Annotated in this window: 8 protein-coding genes; all 8 read right to left on the reverse strand. The window is 36.9% G+C overall.

Annotated elements, in window-relative coordinates; all coding sequences use genetic code 11:
* Positions 1-460 precede the first annotated feature (460 nt).
* On the reverse strand, positions 461-1,435 hold the full coding sequence (locus tag V7014_RS21540) for a hypothetical protein (protein WP_335510185.1): 975 nt from the start codon (positions 1,433-1,435) through the stop codon (positions 461-463).
* A gap of 163 nt (positions 1,436-1,598) precedes the next feature.
* On the reverse strand, positions 1,599-2,834 hold the full coding sequence (locus tag V7014_RS21545) for an ABC transporter permease subunit (RefSeq protein ID WP_335510187.1): 1,236 nt from the start codon (positions 2,832-2,834) through the stop codon (positions 1,599-1,601).
* Entirely contained in the window at positions 2,831-3,712 is an 882-nt protein-coding gene (locus tag V7014_RS21550) for an ABC transporter ATP-binding protein (protein ID WP_335510188.1), read from the reverse strand. Before V7014_RS21550 ends, V7014_RS21545 begins: the two co-directional genes overlap by 4 nt.
* The gene (locus V7014_RS21555; protein WP_335510191.1) at positions 3,712-4,455 is read right to left on the reverse strand and encodes a hypothetical protein; all 744 of its coding nucleotides are present in this window, start codon (positions 4,453-4,455) and stop codon (positions 3,712-3,714) included. Before V7014_RS21555 ends, V7014_RS21550 begins: the two co-directional genes overlap by 1 nt.
* Entirely contained in the window at positions 4,448-5,005 is a 558-nt protein-coding gene (locus tag V7014_RS21560) for an RNA polymerase sigma factor (protein ID WP_335510193.1), read from the reverse strand. The genes V7014_RS21555 and V7014_RS21560 overlap by 8 nt, the downstream gene beginning before the upstream one ends.
* Before the next feature lie 260 nt (positions 5,006-5,265).
* Entirely contained in the window at positions 5,266-6,015 is a 750-nt protein-coding gene (locus V7014_RS21565; protein WP_335510195.1) for an SDR family NAD(P)-dependent oxidoreductase, read from the reverse strand.
* 42 nt (positions 6,016-6,057) lie between these two features.
* Positions 6,058-7,686 (reverse strand): flavin-containing monooxygenase, encoded by a 1,629-nt coding sequence (locus V7014_RS21570; RefSeq protein ID WP_335510197.1) that lies wholly within the window; start codon positions 7,684-7,686, stop codon positions 6,058-6,060.
* 161 nt (positions 7,687-7,847) lie between these two features.
* On the reverse strand, positions 7,848-8,226 hold a 379-nt coding region (locus V7014_RS21575), incomplete at its 5' end, for an MFS transporter (protein ID WP_335510199.1).

Here is an 8,226-nt window from a genome sequence, read left to right on the forward strand (position 1 = left end):
TTAAAAATCAGTTTTTAAAACGGACTACTTTAAATTGTTCAATGATGATATTCTATCTTAAATTCCATTTAATTACTAATACTGTTTATTAGCTAGGAATACACTATGTATTTATTGATCAATCTAGATTAACAGCATCGCAGCACATATAAGTTAAAGATACGTTTCTGTAACTTTTAAAAATATGATTAGAACCTACAAAAGTGACAAAATTTAAAATTATATTCGAAAAAAGATTATTCCTACCAAGTATGTGATATAATTCACGTAGTCCTTGATAAACAGGACTTACTAACATGTATAAACCACACCCCCTTTTGGTTAAGTAGTTATTTAAAACCCATTCAACAAAATGGGTTTTTCTTTTTCTTCTAATTCTCGCTAAATAATGGTATCGTTCCCTTAAACTACAAAACAAAAAGGCTACCTCGAAGATAGCCTTACTTATAACAGCAATGCCTTATAATAGATCCCTACGTAATTCACGTCTCCATACAAATCTCGAAAAGATCGCTGTTATGATAATGAGCAATATATAACCTGTCGGCATAAGCCATTTTGGATCCCAAAGAGCTACTATATCATTGACCATGAACGTTGAGACAAGTGCAATCATACCTGATATGACGACAATTTGGATACCAATTAGCACAATATAATTTTTCGCGATCGTAGAGATTCCCATTGATAAAATACCAATTAACACAGCCACCACAAAGATTGCCATTACTGATAAAATAATGTATTGAAAAAACGATATGTCATACCAAGAGCCATACCCTACAAAAGAATGTAGCGGTAAGTCAAAATATGCAGAGGTATCATTTGTGGAATAGAGCGCTAAATAAAGAGTGAGTAAGACAATTGTAACAAATACCATACTCGCAAACCCCGCTAACCATTTTATTCGGTATAAATCGCGCCCTTTTTTCGATGTGTATTGTAATGAGATGACGGATGTTACCCGATCGCGCAAGAATATAGGTGAAATCGCAATTGTATTGCTAAACAACAGGATAATCGCAATATTGGTGCTAATGCTTTGGAAATTTTCTACAACCATACTTGTATAACCCCCGTACTTTTCCTCATGCAACAGCTGTTGTAATCTCTCCTTCTGCATTCCCGTTGCTCTTTCTATTTCTGCTTCCAAACTAATTATTCGGTTATCATAATAATCTATTAAGTTTTCCCTAGCTTGAAGCTCCCAAAAGAGATCCTCCCCACGTTCGAATATAATGGAATTATGATATTCACTTTTCTTTGAATCTTCCATGTCAATATTGCAAAAAGCTTCATAGTTTGTTATGCCAGCGGATACCGCTGCTGAATCATTTTGCAAATATTCATTTGCCTTCTCAACCTCCAGTTCATAGTCAGCAACAAAATCTTTGTACTCCTTCGCATCCATTTTCCCACCGTATTTCACAATCATTTGCTGCTCGATTTTAAAAAAATCCTTTGCTGGTCGCCCATTCGGAAAATGCTTAATGTCAAACTCAAACAACAAAAAATACAAGATCAAGTTAACAAATATCAATAATAGGACAATTTTCCACGAAAATATTTTTCTTATTTCCATCCAAAATAGCTGCATGTTAGACAATATCCTTTCTATTAAAATAGCGTAATGCCATATAGCTACATAGCAAACTGAAGATCATCCAAATTGTTAATGTCCATAACTCATGCTGCTCCATCATCGTTAAATTTGACCTACCTGAAAAATACATATGAGGATTTAGTAAAAGCAGTGTTATGTTAAAGTGCATCGCTAGAAGTAATATTGGCAATCCTGTAAAGAACGATGGCACAATAAATAAGCTAGCTAAAAATAAAATACATATAATCCATGTCAAATAACTATTTTTCACAAGAGTTCCAATTGCAAAGGTTAGCAACGATACTATCAAAAGTGTCACAACTAAAATGAAAACGGCTAAAAGTAAATACTGCCATAACTCTATAGGCCACCATGTGATATACGGCCATTTATATTCCCAATTTAATCCGCTGCTAATATGGACTCTCCACAATCCGGAATAATCATATACCGTGAAAAATGCCAGTAATGATAGTCCAAATAAAGGAATAAGTACAATAAATGTGGATAACATGTTTGCCACTAATTTATTTCTCATCAAATGTCGCCCTCTTTTTGTTGCGTATGTTACGAGTTGAGTCCGGTGTTCAAACTCGTAATTAGTGATAAGTGCCGAAAGTAGCACAACCAGCAAAACACCTTGTAGCGCTATGTTTTTAAGCAGACCTCTGAATAATTCACTGTGCATTTTATATTCGCCTAGGAAAAACCATTGCTTGTATTCTTCTGTTTCTTTCATCTGATCGAAACGATCGTTAAGTTTTTCAAATTCTTTATCGATGTATTCAGCAGTAGCTCCTGTAAACTGATATGTAGATATGGTCGCTTCTTTTAGCTTCTCTATGTCAAGCTCAGCATACCTTTCATCCAGCCCCTCTCCAATCGTTATATATGATTGCATAAGGCTAATGCGATCGATTTCTTTTTGCTTCTCTTCACTAGCCTCATTATGCTTTTCAAAGGTCATTTCCTTTAAAAAGGTTTCAGCATCTTCATATTTTGCATCAAGTTTTTGGACATCTGCATTTAAATCTTTTTGCATAGTCTTTAATATTTCATCATTAAATGTTACTCCATATTGCTTCACAATATCATTAGCAACCTTTAACTCATCCTTCTTATAAGAATCACTAACAACTGTATAAATATTAAAAACAATAAACATCACTAATAATATTAGAATTGTCGGAGAAAGCAGCGCTTTTTTCATTTCCAACCATGTTACATTCATATCTCTAACCCGCTAGTACTTTCATGTGCATACTCTACTAAAAATACATCTTCGAGTTGTGGTGTGACAGGCTTCCACCCTTTATGTAACCCCTCATCTGCGACAAAGCGGACGACCATTTGTCCCTGCTCTTGCTTTTCCTCTAATGTTAAAAAGTTTTTGCGGAAAGTGGAAAATTTATCATAAGGCATGACCCTTTCAAACACCTTACCAGACAGTGTTTTGCAAATATTCGTTACTGAATCTTGGTACAATACTTCTTTGTTTTTAATCATAATAATCTTGTTTGCGATTGATTCAATATCAGACACAATATGTGTGGATATTAAAATCATACGGTCACGTGCAAGGTCTGACAGCATATGACGAAATCGAGCACGCTCTTTCGGGTCGAGACCAGCAGTTGGTTCATCAAGCACTAAAATCTTCGGATCATTTAATAAAGCTTGGGCAATGCCAACACGTTGAATCATCCCTCCTGAAAACTTACGCATTTTCTTGTTTTTCACATCACGTAAAGCAACCAGTTCAAGCACCTCATCAATGCGACTTAAGACGATACGCTTGTCCATTCCTTTTAATGCAGCCAAATAACTTAAATATTGTTTCGGTGTATAATTCTTATAGTAGCCGAATTGTTGCGGTAAATACCCAATCTGCTCGCGATACGTCTCGCCTAGTGAATCAATAGGCTTTCCATTATATAAAATCCTACCGTTCGTTGGTTGAATTAATGTCACTAGCATTTTGATTAAAGTCGTTTTCCCCGCTCCATTTGGTGCAAGCAAGCCATATATACCATTCTCAAACTGTAAATCAATATGACGAAGTGCCGTAAAATCTCCATATACCTTTTCAACATCTTGCACAACTAACATTACAACGCCTCCTCCTGTCTTCTATAAAACATATACTTTAGCGAATGCACGTATAAACTTAGGCAGCACATTACAATAATGGCGTAAACGATGATTGGGAGCCTCTCCAGCACGTTTATATAGTGACTTTCCACATTCATTATTAACAGCACATTCACTACAATCCATAGGCCAACAAACACAATGCCCCGTTTTAAAAAACTACCAGAATGCAAAACAAACAGAAGTCCCGCAGAGAACAAAAATAAACCAGTTAACGAAAGTAAAATAGCTCTTATTACATCTATTTCTACTGAAAGTGAGAGTAATAAGATGAGCGACATATTTACAACAATAGTTAAACAACTAAAGAACAGCATACGAAATGTCATTAATTGAAACACCGTATATTTCATTGTCATTTCTAATTCGAACGTGTTGTTGCTACATCGTTCGTAAAAGGTAAACGCCGACAAACCGAGAAATAAAATCGGTGAAATCATAAAAAGAAGTCCATAAAAGGTCGAAGCGAAATCTTCTTTTACATACAGAACATAGCCAAAAACAACCATCATCAAAAGAACACAGAATACAATTTCATATCGATTTAATCCAATATAACGCCACCCAAGATGATGCCACATCTCAATTAGTGATTGATAAAAGTTTTGTTTCTTAGGAAGGCCCTGCTTAATAATTAATGTAATTTGCTTATCGATTTCCTTATCTGACGGTATTGGAATTGCCCATTTCTTCTCATCCATTCACATACCCCTCCATTTCCTTTTTCAGCTTCTTCAATGCTGAATAATATTTCGTTTTCACCGTAGACTCAGACAAGTTAAGTAGTTTCGCAATCTCTTGAAAAGTCAACTCTAGGAATAATTTGTAACGGAGGATTTGTTGAGCATCTATTTCATACCGGAATATTAAATGATTTACATGCTCATAGTCTTCTTTCTTTTCCAGCTTCTCCACTACATCGTCCACACCTTCGATTTCTAATTCATCTACATACATTGTTTGCTGGCCAACATGATACGTTCTTGAACGAAAGTAATCTGTGCAATGGTTGGATGCAATTCGATAAATCCATGTACGAAACGAAGCTTTTTTCACGTCATAACTATTAATCGATTGCAACATCCGAATAAAAATTTCTTGTGTTAAATCAAGCGCCAGCTGTTCTTCTAGCATTTGCTTGTACACGAAAACAAAGATTTCCTTATAATATCTCTGTATTAGCTTACTCGCACTTTCCTCATGAGAAGAATGCTGCACTTTCCGTATCCATCTACTTTCAAAATCAATCAATCTATCACATCACTTTCATCACTTCTTATATATATTCGTAATTTACATATAGAAAGTTTTAAATGTTAGAGATTAATTTTAGCATAATAAAAAAACAACCTAAGATTGGCTGTTAATGATCCCGTTTTAGCCCAACAAAAATCCCGCGAAATACAAGATTAGAAGAATTAAAAAAAGCATGTTTTGAAAAAGATCAAAACATGCTTTTTATAACGGTTATTTCGTTATGTTAGAGTTGCAACTTCTACATTTAAAGTAGCTTATATAGCTGTATAACCACCATCAACCATTAAATTGGTTCCTACGATGAATGAAGCATCATCACATGAAAGGAATAAAACAGCATTTGCAACTTCATCCACACGACCAAGGCGACCGATTGGATGAAGTGAAGCGACTTTTTCTAACTTTTCATCGCTAGCACCGCTTAAAATGGGTGTGTAAATAAAACCAGGGTTTACAGCATTAATACGAATACCTTCTTTAGCGTGTGAAATAGCTAATGAACGAGTTAAGTTAGCTACACCAGCTTTAGCTGCATTATAGCTTGCTTGACCGTCACGGGCAGTATGCCCCATGACAGATGCAATATTGACAATTGATCCCCCTGTACCTTGCTCTTGCATTTGGGTAATCGCATATTTATTAGATAAAAATACGCCTGTTAAGTTAATATCTATCATTTGTTGCCATTGATTTAAAGTATAGTCTTTAATTGGTGTATCTGGGTGACCAATACCTGCATTTGCAATCATAATATCCAATTTACCGAATTTATTTACAGCTTCGTTTACTGCATTTTGAACATCCGTTTCCTTAGAAACATCTGTTTGTACAAAGATTGCCTCTCCACCTTCTTTTACAAGCCCTTCCACATATAATTTTGCTTGGTTAGAAATGTCAGCAACAACAACTTTAGCCCCATTAGCCAGGAATAGTTCTGTGGTTGCTTTACCAATACCACTTGACCCTCCTGTAATAATCGCTACTTTTCCCTCTAATTTGTTCATGTTCGTTTCTCACATCCTATTCTTTAAATGGTTGATATTTTTTTAGAGCACCATGTTTGTAGAGGAAATTAAAGAAAATCCCTCATAACCTTTAGCGACAACTTCATCGCACTTCTTACGATATGCTCCAACACCTCCAAGATAAATCAAAAATCCGCGTGGCTTACCTGGAATATTTGCACCTGTATACCAAGAATCAGTCTTAGTGTAGAGCGTGGCGTCAGCCAACTCCCTGCAATGTTTACTCCATGCTTCTTCTGCCTCTACCTTTGCTTCAATTGTCTCTACATTATTTTTACGAAGATGCTCAATACAATCGGCAATCCATTCCACATGCTGCTCAATTGATACAGGCAGATTACTTAGAGCGGAAGGACTCTCTGGCCCAGTAATCATAAACATGTTTGGAAAACCAGAATTGGTGATTCCTAGGTAAGTTTTTACCCCATTAGCCCATTTCTCTTTTAGCGACAAGCCATTTTTCCCACGGATATCCATCTTCAATAACGGTCCAGTCATTGCGTCGTATCCGGTCGCAAAAACAATGATGTCCAATTCGTATTCTGCTTCTGTAGTTCGCAGACCTTTAGGTGTGATTTCCACAATCGGAGCATTTTTCACATCCACCAAAGTAACATTTTCACGATTGAAGGTTTCAAAATAATCTGTGTCCTTTATTGGGCGTTTGGTTCCGTAATAGTACGATGGCATTAGCTTCTCCGCCACCTCAGGGTCATGTATAGTTTCCCTTATCTTGGATCGAATGAACTCGGCGACAGTTTCATTAGCTGCTTCGTTAATCGCCAGGTCTTTAAAACTACCAAATAAGGCGCCGCCTCTCTCCCAAATTTCCTTATAAATCTGCTCGCGTTCATCCGATTTAACTTCCAGCGCAGAACGAGTAGGACTGATCGATGGTACACCAAATGGGGATTCACGCATTTCTTGCACAATCTCTCTATAGTTTTCTTTCGTTTGTCGAATGAACTCTGGATCAAGTGGGTGGTTTTCTGCTGGTTGGCTATACTGTGGGGTCCGCTGAAAAGTAAAAAGATGCTCTGCTTCTTTAGCAATGACTGGGATCGCCTGAATGCCAGTGGATCCATTCCCAATAACACCTACCCGCTTCCCCTTGAAATCGACCTTTTCATGTGGCCAATTTCCGGTGTGATAACTCTCCCCCTTAAAGCTATTTAAGCCTTTAAAGTTAGGAATATTGGTAACCGAGAGATTGCCTACGCCTGTAATAAAGTACTTCGCCATCACAATGTTTCCATCGTCTGTAACTATTCTCCACCTATTATTCTTCTCATCGTAATGAGCTTCCTCTACGCGTGTGTTGAACTGGATATCCTGACGAAGATCAAACTTGTCTGCCACATAGTTGAGATAACTTAGTATTTCCGGCTGTGCAGCGTATCGAGAAGACCATGTCCATTCCTGAAGTAGCTCTTCCGAGAAAGTGTAGTTATAATAGATGCTCTCCATGTCGCATCTAGCTCCTGGATATCGGTTCCAATACCATACGCCACCGACGCTATCGCCTGCCTCGTAGACACGTACGGAAAAACCGGCCTCACGTAAGCGATAAAGCATATACATTCCAGAAAAACCTGCACCAATGACGACCGCATCAATCTGAGTAACTTGATTCTTTTGAGTTAAAACCATTTTTATTCCTCCCTTATTTTGTTTATACCATTATTTTCAAATGACTCTATAATACTTATAACTCCATCATCCCAATATCACATAACTTTCAACTTCAACTGATGAAATTACATAAGAATCTTAGTCTGGAAATAGAAAATTAAACACAGGAGGTATATCTTTTACACAGCGACACTATTTGACGAAATCGTTTTAATATTATCCGGTCTAACAAACATTAAAAATAGAATAGCAGTTATGAGACACAGTCCAGCCATGACATATATAGAATAATTAAAGCCAAGTGCTAGATTTACGCCAGCGGCTTGTACTAACATACCAGTGATAATAGGAGACACTAATTGGGTAATATTGTTACCAAGGCTCAATATACTAGACATGAAACCTGCTCTATCTGGCATCAATCGAATCATAACCTGTACTGCCATAGAAACATTAATATAAGTTGTGCCCTTTGCCACACTCAAGGCCACAACAACCCACAGGAATGAGTTACCTACTAGCGGAATAAGCGCTAGGGTAAGTCCACCGATGATAGTA

This window comes from Bacillus sp. JJ722 (assembly GCF_036963345.1).
GTDB lineage: Bacteria > Bacillota > Bacilli > Bacillales > DSM-1321 > Bacillus_AD.

Coding starts and splice junctions, on each gene's coding strand:
- V7014_RS21540 (WP_335510185.1), bottom strand. CDS start 1,435: ATGATTGTGAAATACGGTGGGAAAATGGATGCGAAGGAGTACAAAGAT.
- V7014_RS21545 (WP_335510187.1), bottom strand. CDS start 2,834: ATGAATGTAACATGGTTGGAAATGAAAAAAGCGCTGCTTTCTCCGACA.
- V7014_RS21550 (WP_335510188.1), bottom strand. CDS start 3,712: ATGTTAGTTGTGCAAGATGTTGAAAAGGTATATGGAGATTTTACGGCA.
- V7014_RS21555 (WP_335510191.1), bottom strand. CDS start 4,455: ATGGATGAGAAGAAATGGGCAATTCCAATACCGTCAGATAAGGAAATC.
- V7014_RS21565 (WP_335510195.1), bottom strand. CDS start 6,015: ATGAACAAATTAGAGGGAAAAGTAGCGATTATTACAGGAGGGTCAAGT.
- V7014_RS21570 (WP_335510197.1), bottom strand. CDS start 7,686: ATGGTTTTAACTCAAAAGAATCAAGTTACTCAGATTGATGCGGTCGTC.